The sequence below is a fragment of the Roseovarius sp. B08 genome (assembly GCF_051417955.1).
Taxonomy (GTDB): Bacteria; Pseudomonadota; Alphaproteobacteria; order Rhodobacterales; family Rhodobacteraceae; genus Roseovarius.
In genome coordinates, this window is record NZ_JBPRLW010000001.1 from 1793510 (window position 1) to 1810604 (window position 17095).

The window sequence follows — 17095 nt, forward strand, 5'->3', positions numbered from 1 at the left end:
ATGCAATCGGGTTCGGTGACACAGGGCCGCATCCGGGAGGAGGACAAGACACCATGACGCACAAAGCTGGCCGCCATTTTCTGCAGATTCCCGGGCCCAGTGCGGTGCCCGACCGCGTCCTGCGCGCCATTTCGGCCCAGGTGATGGACCACCGCGGACCGGATTTCGCCACGGTCGGCCTGCAGGCGCTCGAAGGCATGAAGACGATCTTCAAGACCGAGCAGGACGTGTTCATCTTCCCGTCCTCCGGCACTGGCGCGTGGGAAGCCGCGCTCGTCAACGTCCTGTCCGAAGGCGACCGCGTGGTCATGTACGAGACCGGCCACTTCGCCACGCTGTGGAACAAGATGGCCAAGCGCCTTGGCATCGAGGCCGAGTTCATCGAGGGCGACTGGCGCGGCGGCGCCGACCCCGAGGCCATCGGCCAGCGCCTGCGCGAGGACACCAACCACGAGATCAAGGCGGTCTGCGTCGTGCATAACGAGACCTCCACCGGCTCGGTCTCCCCCATCGCCGAGGTACGCCGTGCCATCGACGAGGCCGGCCACCCCGCGCTGTTGATGGTCGACACGATTTCCGGCCTCGCCTCGGTCGATTTCCGCTTTGACGAGTGGGGCGTGGACGTCGCCGTTTCAGGCTCGCAGAAAGGCCTGATGCTGCCGCCCGGCCTGTCGTTCAACGCGGTCAGCGCCAAGGCGATGAAGATCTCGGAATCCGGCGGGATGCGCCGTTCGTACTGGGACTGGCAGGATATGCGCGGCCCCAACCAAACCGGCTATTTCCCTTACACGCCGGGCACCAACCTGCTTTACGGTCTGAACGAGGCCATCGCGATGCTGCACGAGGAAGGGTTGCCCAATGTCTTCGCCCGGCACCAGCGCCACGGTCAGGCCACCCGCGCGGCGGTCCGGGCCTGGGGGCTGGAGGTGCTGTGCCGCCAGCAGGGCCAGGAAAGCGGCGTTCTGACTGCCGTGGTCGTGCCCGACGGCCACAGTGCCGACGCCTTCCGCGCCACCACGCTGGAGCATTTCGACATCTCGCTGGGCAACGGCCTGTCGAAGGTGGCTGACCGCGTGTTCCGCATCGGTCACCTCGGCGATTTCAACGATGCCATGCTTATGGGCACCCTGTCCGGCGTCGAGATGGGCCTGAAAAAGGCGGGCATCCCGCATGAGAAAGGCGGCGTTGACGCCGCGATGCAGGTGCTTGACGAAACGGACGTGGCCACGCTGGTCGCCGCATGACGAACTCAGGGCCCGACGCTGCGATGCGCCGGGCCTTAACTTGTCGACCAATTGAAAGGAAACACCGGCAAGTCACCAAGACGCAAACCGCTTCGGACATCCGGAGTGAAACGAGGAACCCAAGGGAGGAGAACCAAATGACGTTCCATTCAATCATCAAACCTACTGCGATCGTGGCCCTGCTCGGATCCAGCATGATGGCCGCCCCGGCCCTGGCGCAGGACGACTACCCGTCGCGCAGCGTCGAGGTCGTGCACCAGTACGGCCCCGGCGGCGGCACCGACCGTTTCGTGCGTGCCGTGGCGCAACCGTTCGAGGAGATCACCGGCGAAAGCATGGTGTCGATCTCGGTCCAGGGTGGCGGCGGCATTCCCGCTGTCGTGAACTTCACCCAGCGTCCCGCCGACGGTCACTCGCTGATGGCGATCAGCCCGGCGCAGATCATCGCGCACGTCCAGGGCCGTATCGACATGGCGGATTTCAAACCGCTGGCCCGCGTCCAGTACGACCAGGCCCTGATCTGGGTGCCTGCGGACAGCGAGTTCGAGACGATCGACCAGTTCGTCCAGCATGCCAAGGACAATCCCGGCGACCTGAAGATTGCACTTTCCGGCGCGGCCGGCTTTGACGAGATCACCGTGGGTCTTTTCGGTCTGGAAGCCGACGCTGAATTCGTCACCGTGCCATTCTCGTCGTCCGAGATGGTCTCCAACACCCTCGGGGGCCAGGTTGATGCCATGTTCGAGGAATACGGCCCCGCACGCGGTCTCTACGACTCGGGAGACATGCGCCCGCTGGTCGTGTTCTCCGAAGAGCGCTTGCCGGTGCTGGAGGATGTGCCCACCGCAACCGAGAAAGGCTGGGACGTGACGCTGGGCCGCTGGCGTGCCTTTGCCATGCAGGCCGAAGACAGCGAGGAGAACGCCGAGGCGCTTTATGCCGATATCGAAGAAGCGGTCGCGGCGGAAAGCTACAAGAAGTTCGAAGAGCAGAACGCACTTCAATACCGTTCCGAACTGCTGGGCCCCGATGAATTCCAGACCTTCATCGAAGGCGAGATCGAGACCTATACGACCGTACTGCGCGAACTCGGCTATATCGAGTAGTATCGGCTCTACCCACCGAAAAAGGGGGCGCCGCCTGGCGCCCCTCGACCAATGAATGTCTCGGCAGGAGCGGACATGTCCAAAAACGTCATAGAATTTTCGTTCGCCTTCGGATTATGCGCGATTTCGGTCTGGTTCTGGCTGATAGCGGACGGGTTCCCCGTCTCGCCGCGCTACGAAGGCATCGACACCGATTTCTGGCCCAAGATAACCTTCGGCCTGATGGCGGTCACCTCTGGTCTTGTCGCACTTGGCAGCCTGCGTGATTGGCTGGCGGCGCGCCGCGCGCCCGCTTCGACCTCGGTCAACCCGGCGGATTGGGGCGCAATCGGACGCATGGTGGCAATGGGTCTTCTCGTGCTGGTGTATTTCATCGCATTCGGCAAGGTGGGGTTCCTGCTGTCGACGGTGATATTCCTGTGGGCCGCCTCGGCGATGATCCCGAGTGGAAAGTTCTGGATCAAGGTCGTCTTCGCACCTGTCTTCACCATTCTTTTGACGCTGCTGTTCTCCTACGGCCTGTCGCTTCCGCTGCCGCGGGGTGTCGGCCCGTTCTACGACTTCAGCCTGCTTCTCTACTGATCCACGGGAACCTGCGCCAATGGCCGAATATCTCGACGCGCTCACCTATATCGTGAGCAGCCCGACCAACCTTTTCTTCATCGTCTTCAGCGTGATCTGGGGCATCGCCTTCGGGTCTGTCCCGGGCCTGACCGGCATCGTCGGCGTGGCACTGCTGATTCCCTTCACCTACGCTTTCGAGAGCGAGCAAAGCCTTCTGCTGCTCGGCGGCGTCTATGTCGGGGCGACGTTCGGCGGGTCGATCTCCGCCATCCTCTTCAACACGCCCGGCTCGCCTGAGGCCGCCTGCACCGCGCTCGACGGTTATCCCATGGCCAAGCGCGGCGAGGCGGGCAAGGCCCTGGGCATCGCGCTCGCCTCCTCGGCGATCGGGGGCATTTTCGGCACGCTGGTGCTGATGCTTCTGGCCCCGCCGATGGCACAACTGGCGCTGGAATTCGGCCCGCCCGAATATTTCGCCCTCGCCGTGCTGGGCATCTCGGCGATTGCCTCGATCGGCGGCGGGTCGGTTCTCAAGGGCCTCACCGCCGGCCTCATCGGCCTCGGCATCGCCACCGTGGGCCTTGACCCCATCACCGGCATGGGCCGCTATACCTTCGGCAACAACATGCTGCTGACCGGTATCAGCTTCGTGCCCGTCATCATCGGCACCTTTGCCCTGGCAGAGGTTCTGACTCGCGTGGGCGAAGGCAACAAGTCCTCGACCGCGATCACCGATGTCTCGACGAAGCTGCCGTCGCGCAAGGAAATGAAGGACAGCACCGGCACGCTGGCCCGCTCGTCCGTCATCGGCGCCATCATTGGCGCACTGCCGGGCGTCGGGGCCACCACGGCCTCCTTCATCAGCTATTCCGAAGCCGTCCGCTGGTCGCGCCACCCCGAGAAATTCGGCACCGGCGTGCCCGAGGGCATCGCCGCGCCCGAGTCGGCCAACAACTCGGCCGTGGGCGGCTCGATGATTCCGCTTCTGGCGCTCGGCATCCCGGGCAGCGCCACCACCGCAGTCATGCTGGGTGGCCTGACGGTGCATGGTATCATTCCCGGTCCCCTGCTGATGGAACAGAATACGCGGCTGGTCTATTCGGTCTTCATTGCCATGATGCTCGCCAACGTTCTCATGCTTGCCTTCGGTGTCCGCGCCGCGCGCTATTTCGCGCTGATCCTGACGGTGCCCTATGCCTATGTCGGCCCTGCCATCATCGTCATGTGTATGACCGGCGTCTACGGGCTCAACGGCAACATGGTCGATATCGGCGTGATGCTGGCATTCGGCGTGGTGGGCGTGCTTCTACGGGTGATGAAATACCCCGTGGCTTCGTTCATCATCGGCCTGGTGCTTGGTCCCATTGCCGAGAAGAGCCTGCGCCAGGGCCTGATGATCGCCGATCACAGCTATCTGGAATTCGCCGCCCGTCCGATCACCGCCACCCTGCTGCTGCTGAGCCTCGCATCGCTGCTGTACGGCTTTTACGGGCAGTACAAACTGGCCCGCGACCGCCGCAAGGACGGACCGTTGGCCGACACGGCCGACTGAGCCACTTGCGCTGGTTGCGGCCGCCCTCCCGGCCCGCAGCGCGGAACCACACGGCAGGCGCGGGAGGACCCTGCGCCTGCCTTTTTTTGGCAAGCGCTCAGCGCGTGGGAAGACTCGGACGGGTTACAACCCATCCTACGGTGATGTCAGGGCGCGATGACATTCACGCCTTGGATGCGCTCGATCTCATAGACGTCCTCGTCATAGGCCTCGGACAGGCTTTCGACCAGGTCCTCGGTCCAGCCGGGCAGGTCGAGTTCCTCCTCGATTTCCTCGTCCTTGACGAACTTGTCGAGAAAGGCCGAGATCACGCGGCGCTTCTGCGTTTCCGTCATGCCGGGATGTGAGGCGAGGTAGGTCTCGAACCTTTTCATGCCGGCGGAGGTCATGATTTCCTGCAGCAGGGCGAATTCGCCCTCGAACGCGGCATGCGGGTCGAGCCCGGCCATCTCGCGCAGGACCTGCGCCCAGACCAACGGGGTGTCCTCGTTGCACCAGATGGTGATCGGCATGTCGGGAAAGGTGTGGCGGAAGCGGGCGATGGTTTCTGACCAACGGAACTGGACCGGGTCGACTCCGTTCAGGAAGTCCGCCATCGTGTCGTGCGGCGTCTTGGCAAAGAGCGCGGGCAGGAGGGTGGCCGGGTCGCGCAGGGCCAGGAAAAGCTCCAGTTCATCATGGGCGAAGATCTGGCGGAACGCCTCGATCCGCGTCTCGGCGGCGGGATAGAACATGCCCTGACCAACGGCCATCTTTGGCGTGCCGAAAAAGGCCTGGTTGGACAGCACGAGCCGGTCGCTGCCCGCATCGTGGTCGATCGCGGACAACACGTTCGCGCGGGTTTCCTCGGTGATTCCGTTTTCGGCCACGGCGTTCAGGATATCGCGCAGCAGCTTGCGATAGGAAGAAGGGAAGGGCACGTCGGTGCCGATCTCGGCCAGCAGGTCGCGGTTTGCCAGCAAGGTATTGATCAGACGATCCTCGTCCGTCATATGCGCGCCGGCATGGATGACCACCTGCATTCCGTTTTCCCCGTCTCGTGTCTGCGGGCGCAATATAGAGGCTTTCGCAGGCAGTTAAACCGCTTTCGGGCGTCGCGGCGCGCGTTCAGATTTCATCTTGCGGATTGTGCGCGGGATGCGTAATCAGGCGGCCAGTGCCCCTATAGCTCAGCTGGTAGAGCAACTGATTTGTAATCAGTAGGTCCGCGGTTCGAGTCCGTGTGGGGGCACCATTTCTGCCCGGCCTGCCGACTTTGGCTGCTTGAGGCCGTCTGACGCGACGCTTGTCTTCTCCGCCCTCAGATTGACGAAGCGCGCGTGCGCCAGGGTTGTCCCCGGCATCCCCTGCCTTCTGCCCCCCAAAAAAACGTGATTGGACCTGTGATCGCAGGCCGGGGCTTAATCGCGGCATCTGATGCACAAGTCATTTCATGGAGGATCACGTGATGGGGCGGATTTCAGGGCTGGCGGCGCTGGCTTGCCTGCTGCCGGGGGCGGCGCTGGCGGTCGAGGGCGAGCGGGTCGAGGTCAGGGGAGAAATCATCGACACCTGGTGTTACTATTCCGGCGTCATGGGCGGGCCGGACGCCGTGGTGGGCACGGCGCATCACACCTGCGCGCTGTGGTGCTCGGCGGGCGGCATACCGGTGGGCCTCCTGGGAGACGATGGCGAGGTCTACATGGTGCTGAAGATCGAGGGGGACGACGCCTCGGCCAGCGGCGATACGCAGCTGCGGCTCGCGAGCCACGAGGTGACGGCGGACGGGATGCTCTATCGGCGGGACGGGTTGAATTACCTCGTGGTCGAGGAGGTGGTGACCGACCACGGGATCATTAACCTGAGCCACGACATCTACGGCCCCGTGCCGCCTTTTGCCATCCCCGAACCGACAGAATGAGGAGCGAGAGCATGAGGCGGATTGCGATGGCTGTGGCCGTGCTTGGCCTTGGCCTGCCGGCGGCGGCGCAGGATTTCTCGGAGGGCTCCGAGGCGAAATCCTGGAACCTTGCGGCCGAGACACCGGCACGGTTCGAGGCGACAGTGGTGGATATCCTTTGCGAACTGACGGGCGACTGCGCCGAGAATTGCGGCAGTGGCAAGCGGCAACTGGGGCTGGTGCGCATGGCCGATGGCGTGCTGGTCTATCCCAACAAGAACAGCCAGCCCGCCTTTACCGGCGCGGCGCTGGAACTGGCGCCGTACTGCGGTGCGGAGGTCGAGGTGGACGGGCTGATGATCGAGGACCCGGAACTGGACGCCACGAACATCTATCTCGTGCAGAAAATCCGGGAGGTCGGGGAGAGCGAATGGGTGACTGCCAATAGCTGGACGAAAAAATGGGCCGAGGCGCATCCCAATGCCGAAGGTGAAGGCCCGTGGTTCCGCCGCGATCCGCGCGTGAACGGCATGATCGGGAAAAGCGGCTATCTTGGTCTCGGGCTGGAGGCGGACGCGGCCTTTATCGAGGAGTGGTTCTGATGAGGAGAGCGCTTGCTGTTTCGGCGTGCCTGGTGGCGGGGGCGGCGCTGGCTCATGACGGCGAGGATCATGGACAAGCCGCGCCGGCGGTTCCCGAGGAGCGGTTGGCGGCCGCGCTGAAGGATGCGCCGACCGCTCTGCCGTGGCAGGTTGGTGGGCCGTTCGAATTGACCGATCACTTGGGCCGAACGCGGACGCAGGCCGATCCGGAGGGTCGGCATCAGCTGCTCTTTTTCGGCTATGCCAACTGTCCCGGCATCTGCAGCGCGGCGTTGCCGCTGATGGCCGATGCGGTGGCGCAGTTGGAGGCGGACGGGGTGCAGATGTCGGCGCTGGTGGTGACGATCGACCCCAAGCTCGACACGGTGGAGACGATGGGGCCGTCGCTCGCTGAGGTGTCGGACGATCTGCTGGGGCTCACCGGCACGCCCGAGGCGCTCGACATGGCCTATGACGGGTTCCGGGTGGAGTTCGAGCACCTGTTCGACGACCCGGAACACGGGCCGATCTATAGCCATGGGAGCTATATCTACGTGCTGAACCCTGCGGGCGAAGTGCTGACGCAGGTGCCGCCCGTCCTGCCGCCGGAGCAGGTGAGCGCGATCGTGCGGAAATACGTGGAGGGGTGAGAGGTCCCGGGTCAAGCCCGGGACGGGGAGTGCGACGTGGCGGGGAGGTCCCGGATCAGGTCCGGGACGGGTGGCGCGAGGTGGCTGGGAGGTCCCGGGTCAAGCCCGGGACGGAGTCTTGGCGCGGATGCGCCAAGACTCCGCTTGCACGCCCCAGCCACCATCAATAGATAGCCGGAGTGATTTTGACCGCCGCGGACGCCTCCGCGGCCTTTTTGCAATGGAAGGACGAACATGCAGGTCACAGAGACGCTCAATGAAGGGCTGAAACGCGGCTACAAGATGACACTGTCGGCCAAGGAACTGGACGACAAGGTCATGGACAAGCTGAAAGAAGCGCAACCCGATGTCGAGATGAAAGGGTTCCGCAAGGGCAAGGTGCCGCTGCCGCTGCTGAAAAAGCAGTTCGGCGAGCGTGTCATGGGCGAGGCCATGCAGGAAGCCGTCGACGGTGCCATGAGCCAGCACTTCGAGGACAAGGGCGAGCGCCCTGCCGCCGAGCCGGCCGTCAAGATGGTCAACGAAGACTGGAAACCGGGCGACGATGTCGAGGTCGAGATGACCTACGAGGCGCTGCCGGACATCCCCGAGGTGGACCTGTCCAAGGTGAAGGCCGAGAAGCTCGTGGTGAAGGCCGGTGATGCGGAAGTCGACGAGGCGCTGCAGAATCTGGCGTCCAGCGCGCAGGACTTCAAGGACCGCAAGAAGGGCACCAAGGCCAAGGATGGTGACCAGGTCACGATCGATTTCGTGGGCCGTGTCGACGGCGAGGCCTTCGAAGGCGGCAGCGCGGAGGATTACCCGCTGACGCTCGGCTCCAACAGCTTCATTCCCGGCTTCGAGGAACAGCTGATCGGCGTGAAGGTGGACGAGGAGAAGGTGGTCAAGGTCAGCTTCCCCGAGGAATACCAGGCGCCGCATCTCGCCGGCAAGGACGCCGAGTTCACCTGCACCGTGAAGGCGGTGAAGGAGCCGGTGGCGGCCGAGATCGACGACGCGCTGGCCGAGAAGTTCGGGGCCGAGAGCCTCGACGCGCTAAAGGAACAGATTGCCGAGCGGCTGGAAGCCGAGTATGCCGGTGCCGCCCGCGCGGTGATGAAGCGCGGCATCCTCGACCAACTGGACGGGCTGGTCAGCTTTGAGTTGCCGCCGAGCATGGTGGAGGCCGAGGCCAACCAGATCGCCCATCAGCTGTGGCACGAGGAAAACCCCGACGTCGAGGGCCACGACCACCCCGAGATCGAGCCGACGGACGAGCACAAGACGCTGGCCGAGCGCCGCGTGCGTCTTGGCCTGTTGCTGGCCGACCTGGGCCAGAAGGCCGAGGTGCAGGTGACCGACCAGGAAATGACGCAGGCCGTCATGGAGCAGGCGCGGCAATACCCGGGGCAGGAGCGTGAGTTCTTCGAGTTCGTGCAGAAGAACCCGCAGATGCGCCAGCAGCTGCGCGCGCCGATCTTCGAGGACAAGGTCATCGACCATATCGCCGATCAGGCCGAGATCACCGAGAAAGAGGTGTCCAAGGACGAGCTGGAGAAAGAGGTCGAGAAGCTGGAAGACTGAGGTCTGCCGGTTTCAGGATCAGGGAAGGGCCGTCCGTCGAGGGCGGCCCTTTTTTTGTTGAGCCAAGCGACGGGTCGGAGCGGAATGTTCGCCCTGAGCCCTTGTGAGTCATTAGTGTTGGGCACCCAGCCGGTTAACAGCCGCGAAGCGGCCCGGCCATCGTCAGCCCCTCCCTTGGGCTGGCGATTTGGCTGAGGCTGGGCGCAACGACCATTCCGAGGATGTGTTTGGAAGGCATAAAGTGCTTCAGAATTGCCGTCGGATCGCCACCCCAGGGGCTGACGATCGCCTCCGTCGTGAACGGCAGGTTTGTCCCGCACACCCGACCCGTTCCGGTCCTGACCTGGAACCTCTTGCGGCAGGAGATCCCGGATCGGGTCCGGGATGACGTCCGAGAAAGTGTCGGCGCTGCCGCGACGCCCGAGTGTCGAACGAAAAAGGCCGCCCACGCGCGGTGGGCGGCCCTTGTTCGCGGCGATAAGCCCGCGATTACTTGTCTTCGCTCTAGTCGTCCGAGTCGGCCTCGTCCGAAGCAGACTCTTCCTCGACGGCTTCGGCCAGGTCCTCGTCTTCGGAGGCGGCGGCACCGATATCTTCGAACAGTTCCGCGATCTCGAAATCGGCGGCTTCTTCTTCCTCGGCGGCCACGTCCTGAATGGTGCGGCCCGACGCCTGAAGCTCGGCCTCTTCGGGCGAGCGGGCGACGTTGAGGACGATATGCGCCTCGACCTCGGGGTGCAGGTGCACCTCGACGTCATGCAGGCCCAGGGTCTTGATCGGCTGACGGATCAGGACCTGCTTGCGGTCGACCGAGTAGCCTTCCTCGGTGGCGACGGCGGCGGCGTCACGGGTCGAGACCGAGCCGTAGAGGTTGCCGCCATCGGAGGCCTGGCGAATCACGATGAACTTCTGCCCGTCGAGACGGGCCGCCAGGGCCTCGGCCTCTTTCTTGGATTCGAGGTTGCGCGCCTCGAGCTGGGCTTTCTGGTCTTCGAAAGAGGCGATGTTCTCTTTCGAGGCGGTCAGCGCCTTGCCTTGCAGCAGCAGGTAGTTGCGGGCGAAGCCGGGCTTCACCTCGACCACATCGCCCATCTGGCCCAGCTTGGCCACGCGTTCGAGAAGGATGACTTGCATGGGTCTTTCTCCTTATTTTACGGCGTAGGGCAGCAGGGCGAGGAAGCGGGCGCGCTTGATGGCGCGGGCCAGTTCACGCTGCTTCTTGGCCGAGACGGCGGTGATACGGGACGGCACGATCTTGCCACGCTCGGAAATGTAGCGTTGCAGGAGTTTGGTGTCCTTGTAGTCGATCTTGGGTGCATCGTCGCCCGAGAAGGGGCAGACCTTGCGACGACGGAAAAACGGTTTCGCAGCCATGGTTTAGTGTCCTTTCTTCAAGCGATCAGGGGCGACGTTCGCGGCGGTCGCCACGCTCGTCACGTTTCTGCATCTGGACCGAGGGACCTTCCTCGTGCTCGTCGACCCGGACGGTCAGAACGCGCATCACGTCCTCGTGCAGGCGCATCAGGCGTTCCATTTCCTGCACGGCCTCCGACGGTGCGTCGGTGCGCAGGAAGGCATAGTGACCCTTGCGGTTCTTGTTGATCTTGTAGGCCATCGTCTTGACGCCCCAGTACTCGGATTCGACGATCTTGCCGCCGTTATCCGTGACCACGGTGCTGAAATGTTCGACAAGGCCTTCGGCTTGCGTATTGGACAAGTCCTGACGCGAGATAAAAACATGCTCGTAGAGCGGCATGTGGGTTCCACTTCTGTCTGGGCGCATTTCAAAGGCGGGCCTGAGATCCTTTCGCGGCCCGTCCACGAGAGACTGCGCGGTTCGATATACATGCGAAAGGAAGTGGGCGTATACGACGCATCCGGCATCTTGGCAAGGGGCGTTGGGAGCCGTGAAATTGCCCGCGCACTGCCCTGATGCGGCCAGCGGCCTGCCGCATTTTGGTCTCGATTGCTGCGCAGTCTCGAACCAACGACCAGATGGGCGAGGACTGATCGATGGCACATGCATACGACACGCGTTTCCAGGGCACGGCGCTGACCGACGGGGACTCCGAAGCCGAGTTCGCACCGAGCGGCCCGCGCCGGGCGTTGATTGCCTGCGCCGGAGCGGCGCTCTGCATGTCGGCCGGCGGACTGTGGCTGGTACCGTCCGAGGACGCGGCAATGCAGCTGATCAAGCTGCTGGCATCGGTGCTGCTGCTCTTGGGAGGGCTGATCATGTTCAACGGCCTGAACCGCGACGAGGCAGCCCCCGAAGTGCAGATCGACCCGGTCAAGCGTCAGCTTCGGGTTTATGAGTACGACGCCAAGGGGCGATCGACCCTGAAGGCCTGCCACGACATCGACGCGTTACAGGAGCTGTCGGTGCACAAACGCAGCCTGAGGGCCAGGGACGCGGCCGGCGTGCTGGTGCTGGACATGCCGCTTGGCTCTGACGAGGAGGCCGGCGCCATCCGCAGCGTGATGCCCCGCACCCGCTGAACCAAGGCAGGCCCGCACGCCGCGGGCTGTTCATCGCTCCACACGAAGTGTTCAATTCTTGCACCTTGCTCGTTGCGTGGAATGCATCATGTTCGGTCGGGAACGATCAATGCACCACGAAAGGAGCACATTCATGAAATCCATCGCGTTCGCCACCTCCATGGCCCTGGCCGGCCTCTCCACCGCTGCCCTGGCCGCGCCGGAGCAATACAACCTCGACCCCAGCCACAGCCAGGTGGTGTTCACCTACGAGCACCTGGGTTTTTCGACGACCTACAACGTCTTCACCGGCTTCGAGGGCGAGATCATGTTCGACCAGGAAGACCCGGCGAATTCCAGCGTGTCGGTCTCGATTCCGGTCATGTCGATGTACACCGGCTGGGAAAAGCGGTTCGAGCATTTCATGGGCGATGACTTCTTCGGCGCGGAAGAGGACGACATGATCACCTTCACCTCGACCGGCATCGAGGTGACGGGCGACACCACCGCCGAGATCACCGGCGACCTGACGATGAACGGCGTGACCAAGTCGGTCGTGCTGGATGCTGAACTGAACAAGGCCGACGCGCACCCGATGCAGGAAAAGCAATGGGCGGGTTTCGATGCCACGACCACGCTGATGCGGTCGGATTACGGGCTGGACTATGCCGCGCCTGCGGTCAGCGACGAGGTTCAGGTGATGATCTCGATCGAGGCCGAAAAGGCGGAATAAGCCTGAGCGACCTTCGTTGAATTCAAAGGCTCGTATCCAGAGATGCGGGCCTTTTTCGTGCGTGGTGTGCTTGGCGGTTGGAGGTCCCGGGTCAAGCCCGGGAAGGGTGAGCCGAGCAGTCCGACTTTAGCGCTCTGCCGTCAGGTCGAACCGAATCTCGACGGAAGCGCCGACATTGCCTTCGCTTTGCCCGCCCACGCCGAAATCGCGCCGGTCCACAGTCAGCCCGCCCGAGGCGGTGGCGGTGTTGCCGTCGATGTTCAGGTCAAAAGGCATCTCTACGGGGACCGAATTGCCCTTGATCGTCAGCGCGCCGGTGGCGACATGGCCGCCGTCGCGCGACACGAGGTCGGCGGAGAAGGTGGCCGTGTGATGGGTCTCGGCGGCGAGATAGTCCGGGCCCTTGGCGTCGCTGGTGACCGACCCAAGCGTGAGAGAGGCGATGGTTACGGTCACGTCGACGGTACCATGCTTGCCGTCGTCGCCGGCATCCTCGTCATATACGATCTTGGCCGTCCAGTCCTCGAACTGGCCTTCGACCTCGGAGCCCATCTGGACCACGGTGAGGCCGAGCGTGCCGTCGGTGACGGTCCAGGCGTTCTCGGCGGTCTCGGTCGGGGCGGGGGTATCGGTCTTTGCGCTCGCGGTTTCCGTGATGGGTTCTGCGGTCTCGGCCTCGGCGGTCTGCGCGGTTTCGGTGTCGTGAGAGAAATACCCCAGGGCGCCGCCGGTGCCGAGTGCGGCGGCCCAGATCAGGAGGGCTGCGAGGGCGGCGAAGGCGTGACCGGGCTGACGCGCGGTTGGCTTTGCCGTGGTGCGACCGGGCAGCATTCGGCGCAGGGTTGCATCGCGGTCGATCACGTGGTGCTTGAGCGCCCCGGCGACATGAGCGGCAAGGCTGAGCCACAGCACCCAGTTCAGGATATGATGCAGCGACGCGAAAGTGTGGGCCAGCCCGCCATCCTTGGGCACGAGAGGCAGCGATTGGCCGAAGGGCCACCAGATGGGCGCAAAGCCGGTGGTGGCGGCGTGGTGGATCCAGCCGGTCAGCGGCACCGCGACAAGCGAGCCGTAAAGCAGCCAGTGCACGGTTTCGGCGGCCCGCGCCTCGAGCGGCTTGTCGCCGTTCAGCAGGCCGGGTTTGGTCTGACCGATGGTCCAGAGGATGCGCAGAAGTGCCACGAAGAAGACTGTCACGCCGATGGTCTTGTGCAACGAAAACAGGAACGCGGCGCGAGAGATTTCGGCTTCGGTCGTGGCGATGTCGGGGTTGCGAACCGCGTGCGCGAGGTCGTTGGCGATAAGACCCAGCGGAATGGCCGAGAGAATCAGCAGCGCGGTCAGCCAGTGGAAGGTCTTGGTGACGGCACCGTAGCGGTCGGGCGAATTGGTGAGGGGCATGGCGCAGGCTCTGCTGTGGTGGAAAGTTCGGCTGCAATCTAGCCGACCGCTGGGCAGGAGCAATGGCCGCTCGCGCACAGTGTACGTGCGGCAGCGGCGGTTTTTCGGCGCCCAACATTGCACCGACCGTCGCGTCACGCTATCCGAGGGCAATGAATGGGAGGGTCCACGTACCATGAGCAAGGCATTCGTATTTCCCGGGCAGGGGGCCCAGACGGTCGGGATGGGCAAGGCGCTGGCCGATACCTATTCGGCGGCCAGGGCGGTCTTCGACGAGGTTGACGAGGCACTGGGCGAAAAGCTGAGCGCCCTGATCTGGGAGGGCGATCAGGAGACGTTGACGCTGACGCAGAACGCGCAGCCGGCGCTGATGGCCACGTCGCTGGCCGCGGTTCGGGCACTCGAGGCCGAGGGCGTGAGCATCGAGGCCGCGTCGCTAGTGGCCGGGCACTCGCTGGGCGAATATTCGGCGCTGGCCGCCGCCGGAGCGCTGAGCGTCAGTGATTGCGCGCGCCTTCTGCGGACGCGCGGGCAGGCGATGCAGGCGGCCGTGCCGGTGGGCGAGGGCGCGATGGCCGCGATCCTGGGGCTGGATTTCGCCACCGTGACCCAAGTGGCCGAGGCTGCCGCGGCGGATGGCGGTGTCGTGCAGGCGGCCAATGACAACGACCCGGCGCAGGTGGTGGTCTCGGGCCACGCCGCGGCGGTGGAAAAGGCGGTGGAACTGGCCAAGGAGAAGGGCGCCAAGCGCGCCATGCTGCTGCCGGTAAGTGCGCCGTTCCATTCCGCCCTGATGGCGCCTGCGGCCGATAAGATGGCCGCCGCGCTGTCGGAGGTTCAGATCGCTCCGCCGCGCGTGCCGGTGGTGGCGAACGTTCTGGCCAGCGCGGTGCAGGACCCGGCGGAAATCCGCGACCTGCTGGTGAAGCAGGTGACCGGATCGGTGCGCTGGCGCGAGTCGGTGGAATACATGGGCACGCAGGGCGTGGACGACGTGTGGGAGATTGGCGCGGGCAAGGCGCTGATCGGGATGGTCCGCCGGATCAATCGCGATATCGCCACCCGCGCGGTCGGCACGCCGGAGGACGTAAAGGCGGCCGCCGAGTCGATGGCCGGCTGAGCCGGGACCAAGAAAATGGGATTTTCTTGTCAAATTTCTTTGCAAAGAAATTTGGCGCCAGACGAAAAGGATCAAGACACATGTTCGACCTGACGGGAAAGACAGCGCTGGTGACCGGCGCATCCGGAGGCATCGGCGGAGAGATCGCCAAGGCGCTGCATGGCGCGGGGGCGACCGTGGGCCTGTCGGGCACGCGGGTCGAGCCGCTGGAAGCGCTGGCGGGTGAACTTGGCGAGCGGGCGCATGTGCTGCCCTGCAATCTGAGCGACCCCGAGGCCGTGGACGCGCTGCCCAAGCAGGCTATGGAGGCCATGGGCGGGGTCGATATCCTTGTGAACAACGCCGGGATCACCCGCGACCAGATCTTCATGCGCATGTCCGACGAGGAATGGCAGAACGTGATCGACGTGAACCTGACCGCCACCATGCGCCTCTGCCGGGGCGTGATGCGCCCGATGATGAAGGCGCGCTGGGGGCGTATCATCAACATCAGCTCGATCGTCGGCGCCACGGGCAATCCGGGGCAGGTGAACTATGCGGCCTCCAAGGCCGGAATGGTGGGCATGACGAAGTCGATCGCCTATGAGGTTGCGAGCCGCGGGATCACCGCCAACGCCGTGGCGCCCGGCTTTATCGCCACGGCGATGACCGACAAGCTGACCGACGACCAGAAGGACAAGATCAACGCGCAGATCCCCGCCGCCCGCATGGGCAAGCCGGAGGAAATCGCCGCCGCCGTGCTGTATCTGGCGAGCCCCGAGGCGGGCTATGTCACAGGGGCCACGCTGCACGTCAATGGCGGCATGGCGATGCTCTGAGCGCCTGCGGGGTCGCAAGCAAACAAGGGCAGGGGAATCCATTTGCCAATCGCGTCCCATATGCTATAGGCGGCGCAGTTTAAACGAGGGTGATACTGTATTACTCCGAAATTACCCGTTATACGGGTCATGCAAGCCGCCCGGTCAAGGGGCATACTTAGCTGCTTGTCCACGAGGGCGAGGGCACATAAAACGGGCGAATGACCCGGCTGAAGATGAGGAACGAAACATGAGCGATATCGCAGACCGCGTGAAGAAGATCGTGGTGGAACACCTGGGCGTCGAAGAGGACAAGGTTACCGAGAACGCCTCTTTCATTGACGACCTGGGCGCCGACAGCCTGGACACGGTCGAACTGGTCATGGCGTTCGAAGAGGAATTCGGCATCGAGATCCCCGACGACGCCGCCGAGAACATCCAGACCTTCGGCGACGCTGTGAAGTTCATCAAGGAAGCCTCGTAACCCCCGAGGCGCGAAAGAATTCTGGAAAGGCCCTGCCGGATCGGCGGGGTCTTTTCGTTCGCACTGTCGAAAACTTCGGGAACAGACTGTATCATGCCGATTTGAGACCAGCGTGACCCAGCCGCGGGTCTAAACAGGCCAGACCCTGCAAAACAAGGCGGGATCAGCCCGAATCAGAAGGTGACTGTCGCATGATCATCTACCCCACCATCGAACTGCACAAAGGCAAATGCGTGTCGCTGACGCGCGGGCGCCTCGAAGAACCCGTGATCTGGCATGTCGATCCGGTCGAGACCGCGAAATCCTTCGCTGCTGCCGGGGCCTCCTGGATGCACCTGACCGACATCGACGCGCTGGCCGGAGACGGCGACAACAGCGCCCTGATCGAGGAGATCATTCGCTCTGTCGGTATCCCCGTGCAACTTGGCGGTGGTTTCCGGTCACGTGACGGCGTGGAGAAATGGATCGACAAGGGCGCGGGCCGGATCGTTGTTGGCACCATGGCTGCCTATGACCCCGACACGCTGCGCGAACTGGCGAAGTTCTATCCCGACCAGATCGTGCTGGCTGTCGATATCTTCCAGGGGTCGGTCATGACCGAAGGCTGGCGCACGAAAAGCGCCTTCACGCCCGAAAGCTATATCGCCGCCTTCGACGACGCGCCGCTGGCGGGCATCATCCTGACCGATATCGACGCCGATATCGAGGACAGTGACGGAACGCTGGGCGTCATCAGCGGGCTGGCCGGGCTCACCCGTCATTCCGTCATCGCCCGCGGCACCGTGCGCAGCGTCGACGATGTGTCCCGCCTGAAATACGTGCCGAACATCTCGGGCACCATCATCGGGCGGGCCCTGTTGTCGCGCGATGTGTCGCTGGAAGCGGCGTTGGAGGTGGCGCAGGGCGAACGTGAGCCGATCGCGGCATTCCAATAAGCACCGGA

Annotated in this window: 19 protein-coding genes and 1 tRNA gene; 15 read left to right on the forward strand and 5 right to left on the reverse strand. The window is 64.0% G+C overall.

The window, feature by feature from the left end:
• Positions 1-53: 53 nt before the first annotated feature.
• The 4 genes from ACSQ76_RS09120 to ACSQ76_RS09135 all read left to right on the forward strand — a co-directional run bounded on the left by ACSQ76_RS09120 (position 54) and on the right by ACSQ76_RS09135 (position 4466).
• Positions 54-1244 (forward strand): pyridoxal-phosphate-dependent aminotransferase family protein, encoded by a 1191-nt coding sequence (locus ACSQ76_RS09120; protein WP_437156328.1) that lies wholly within the window; start codon positions 54-56, stop codon positions 1242-1244.
• A 137-nt stretch (positions 1245-1381) separates the two neighbouring features.
• Positions 1382-2350, forward strand: coding sequence for a Bug family tripartite tricarboxylate transporter substrate binding protein (locus tag ACSQ76_RS09125; protein WP_437156329.1), 969 nt, complete (start codon positions 1382-1384; stop codon positions 2348-2350).
• Between the two features lie 75 nt (positions 2351-2425).
• A complete protein-coding gene (locus ACSQ76_RS09130) occupies positions 2426-2932 on the forward strand; it encodes a tripartite tricarboxylate transporter TctB family protein (protein WP_437156330.1) in 507 nt (168 codons plus the stop codon).
• 19 nt (positions 2933-2951) lie between these two features.
• The gene (locus ACSQ76_RS09135) at positions 2952-4466 is read left to right on the forward strand and encodes a tripartite tricarboxylate transporter permease (RefSeq protein ID WP_306130563.1); all 1515 of its coding nucleotides are present in this window, start codon (positions 2952-2954) and stop codon (positions 4464-4466) included.
• A gap of 146 nt (positions 4467-4612) precedes the next feature.
• Here the strand turns inward: ACSQ76_RS09135 and ACSQ76_RS09140 are convergent, their stop codons facing one another.
• Positions 4613-5488, reverse strand: coding sequence for a hypothetical protein (locus ACSQ76_RS09140; RefSeq protein ID WP_437156331.1), 876 nt, complete (start codon positions 5486-5488; stop codon positions 4613-4615).
• 136 nt (positions 5489-5624) lie between these two features.
• Between ACSQ76_RS09140 and ACSQ76_RS09145 the strand changes: the two genes are divergently transcribed.
• From ACSQ76_RS09145 to tig, 5 genes are all read left to right on the forward strand, one after another.
• A tRNA-Thr gene (locus tag ACSQ76_RS09145) sits at positions 5625-5700 on the forward strand.
• Between the two features lie 213 nt (positions 5701-5913).
• Positions 5914-6366: a hypothetical protein gene (locus ACSQ76_RS09150; RefSeq protein WP_437156332.1), complete on the forward strand. Its 453-nt coding sequence runs from the start codon at positions 5914-5916 to the stop codon at positions 6364-6366.
• Positions 6367-6377: 11 nt separating this feature from the next.
• On the forward strand, positions 6378-6947 hold the full coding sequence (locus ACSQ76_RS09155) for a hypothetical protein (RefSeq protein WP_437156333.1): 570 nt from the start codon (positions 6378-6380) through the stop codon (positions 6945-6947).
• Complete coding sequence (locus tag ACSQ76_RS09160) at positions 6947-7576, forward strand: SCO family protein (RefSeq protein WP_437156334.1); 630 nt, start codon at positions 6947-6949, stop codon at positions 7574-7576. The genes ACSQ76_RS09155 and ACSQ76_RS09160 overlap by 1 nt, the downstream gene beginning before the upstream one ends.
• A 234-nt stretch (positions 7577-7810) precedes the next feature.
• Positions 7811-9139, forward strand: a complete 1329-nt coding sequence (gene tig, locus ACSQ76_RS09165; protein ID WP_437156335.1) for a trigger factor — start codon at positions 7811-7813, stop codon at positions 9137-9139.
• Between the two features lie 504 nt (positions 9140-9643).
• Here the strand turns inward: tig and rplI are convergent.
• From rplI to rpsF, 3 genes are read right to left on the reverse strand one after another with little or no spacing between them, the layout of a single operon-like run.
• Positions 9644-10273 (reverse strand): 50S ribosomal protein L9, encoded by a 630-nt coding sequence (gene rplI / locus ACSQ76_RS09170; RefSeq protein ID WP_437156336.1) that lies wholly within the window; start codon positions 10271-10273, stop codon positions 9644-9646.
• Positions 10274-10285: 12 nt separating this feature from the next.
• A complete protein-coding gene (gene rpsR, locus ACSQ76_RS09175; RefSeq protein WP_093029287.1) occupies positions 10286-10513 on the reverse strand; it encodes a 30S ribosomal protein S18 in 228 nt (75 codons plus the stop codon).
• A 25-nt stretch (positions 10514-10538) separates the two neighbouring features.
• Complete coding sequence (rpsF, locus tag ACSQ76_RS09180; protein ID WP_306130578.1) at positions 10539-10895, reverse strand: 30S ribosomal protein S6; 357 nt, start codon at positions 10893-10895, stop codon at positions 10539-10541.
• Between the two features lie 257 nt (positions 10896-11152).
• On the opposite strand from rpsF, the gene ACSQ76_RS09185 reads away from it, so the two are divergent.
• Together ACSQ76_RS09185 and ACSQ76_RS09190 are read left to right on the forward strand one after the other, a co-directional pair.
• Positions 11153-11638: a hypothetical protein gene (locus tag ACSQ76_RS09185; RefSeq protein ID WP_437156337.1), complete on the forward strand. Its 486-nt coding sequence runs from the start codon at positions 11153-11155 to the stop codon at positions 11636-11638.
• A 133-nt stretch (positions 11639-11771) separates the two neighbouring features.
• Entirely contained in the window at positions 11772-12350 is a 579-nt protein-coding gene (locus ACSQ76_RS09190; RefSeq protein WP_437156338.1) for a YceI family protein, read from the forward strand.
• A gap of 126 nt (positions 12351-12476) precedes the next feature.
• On the opposite strand, the gene ACSQ76_RS09195 is transcribed toward ACSQ76_RS09190, so the two are convergent.
• Positions 12477-13751 (reverse strand): cytochrome b/b6 domain-containing protein, encoded by a 1275-nt coding sequence (locus tag ACSQ76_RS09195; protein WP_437156339.1) that lies wholly within the window; start codon positions 13749-13751, stop codon positions 12477-12479.
• Positions 13752-13926: 175 nt separating this feature from the next.
• On the opposite strand from ACSQ76_RS09195, the gene fabD reads away from it, so the two are divergent.
• From fabD to ACSQ76_RS09215, 4 genes are all read left to right on the forward strand, one after another.
• Entirely contained in the window at positions 13927-14871 is a 945-nt protein-coding gene (gene fabD, locus ACSQ76_RS09200) for an ACP S-malonyltransferase (protein ID WP_437156340.1), read from the forward strand.
• Between the two features lie 80 nt (positions 14872-14951).
• Positions 14952-15689 (forward strand): 3-oxoacyl-[acyl-carrier-protein] reductase, encoded by a 738-nt coding sequence (gene fabG, locus ACSQ76_RS09205; protein WP_306130583.1) that lies wholly within the window; start codon positions 14952-14954, stop codon positions 15687-15689.
• 229 nt (positions 15690-15918) lie between these two features.
• The gene (locus ACSQ76_RS09210; protein ID WP_057794165.1) at positions 15919-16152 is read left to right on the forward strand and encodes an acyl carrier protein; all 234 of its coding nucleotides are present in this window, start codon (positions 15919-15921) and stop codon (positions 16150-16152) included.
• Between the two features lie 191 nt (positions 16153-16343).
• The gene (locus ACSQ76_RS09215) at positions 16344-17087 is read left to right on the forward strand and encodes a 1-(5-phosphoribosyl)-5-[(5-phosphoribosylamino)methylideneamino] imidazole-4-carboxamide isomerase (RefSeq protein ID WP_306130584.1); all 744 of its coding nucleotides are present in this window, start codon (positions 16344-16346) and stop codon (positions 17085-17087) included.
• Positions 17088-17095: the final 8 nt, after the last annotated feature.

Bases quoted from the DNA above. Each gene is read 5' to 3' on its own strand.
- ACSQ76_RS09150 (WP_437156332.1), top strand. From the start codon at position 5,914: ATGGGGCGGATTTCAGGGCTGGCGGCGCTGGCTTGCCTGCTGCCGGGG.
- ACSQ76_RS09190 (WP_437156338.1), top strand. From the start codon at position 11,772: ATGAAATCCATCGCGTTCGCCACCTCCATGGCCCTGGCCGGCCTCTCC.
- rplI (WP_437156336.1), bottom strand. From the start codon at position 10,273: ATGCAAGTCATCCTTCTCGAACGCGTGGCCAAGCTGGGCCAGATGGGC.
- rpsR (WP_093029287.1), bottom strand. From the start codon at position 10,513: ATGGCTGCGAAACCGTTTTTCCGTCGTCGCAAGGTCTGCCCCTTCTCG.
- ACSQ76_RS09215 (WP_306130584.1), top strand. From the start codon at position 16,344: ATGATCATCTACCCCACCATCGAACTGCACAAAGGCAAATGCGTGTCG.
- ACSQ76_RS09160 (WP_437156334.1), top strand. From the start codon at position 6,947: ATGAGGAGAGCGCTTGCTGTTTCGGCGTGCCTGGTGGCGGGGGCGGCG.
- ACSQ76_RS09140 (WP_437156331.1), bottom strand. From the start codon at position 5,488: ATGCAGGTGGTCATCCATGCCGGCGCGCATATGACGGACGAGGATCGT.
- ACSQ76_RS09120 (WP_437156328.1), top strand. From the start codon at position 54: ATGACGCACAAAGCTGGCCGCCATTTTCTGCAGATTCCCGGGCCCAGT.
- ACSQ76_RS09195 (WP_437156339.1), bottom strand. From the start codon at position 13,751: ATGCCCCTCACCAATTCGCCCGACCGCTACGGTGCCGTCACCAAGACC.
- fabG (WP_306130583.1), top strand. From the start codon at position 14,952: ATGTTCGACCTGACGGGAAAGACAGCGCTGGTGACCGGCGCATCCGGA.
- ACSQ76_RS09125 (WP_437156329.1), top strand. From the start codon at position 1,382: ATGACGTTCCATTCAATCATCAAACCTACTGCGATCGTGGCCCTGCTC.
- ACSQ76_RS09155 (WP_437156333.1), top strand. From the start codon at position 6,378: ATGAGGCGGATTGCGATGGCTGTGGCCGTGCTTGGCCTTGGCCTGCCG.
- ACSQ76_RS09130 (WP_437156330.1), top strand. From the start codon at position 2,426: ATGTCCAAAAACGTCATAGAATTTTCGTTCGCCTTCGGATTATGCGCG.
- tig (WP_437156335.1), top strand. From the start codon at position 7,811: ATGCAGGTCACAGAGACGCTCAATGAAGGGCTGAAACGCGGCTACAAG.
- ACSQ76_RS09185 (WP_437156337.1), top strand. From the start codon at position 11,153: ATGGCACATGCATACGACACGCGTTTCCAGGGCACGGCGCTGACCGAC.
- ACSQ76_RS09210 (WP_057794165.1), top strand. From the start codon at position 15,919: ATGAGCGATATCGCAGACCGCGTGAAGAAGATCGTGGTGGAACACCTG.
- fabD (WP_437156340.1), top strand. From the start codon at position 13,927: ATGAGCAAGGCATTCGTATTTCCCGGGCAGGGGGCCCAGACGGTCGGG.
- ACSQ76_RS09135 (WP_306130563.1), top strand. From the start codon at position 2,952: ATGGCCGAATATCTCGACGCGCTCACCTATATCGTGAGCAGCCCGACC.
- rpsF (WP_306130578.1), bottom strand. From the start codon at position 10,895: ATGCCGCTCTACGAGCATGTTTTTATCTCGCGTCAGGACTTGTCCAAT.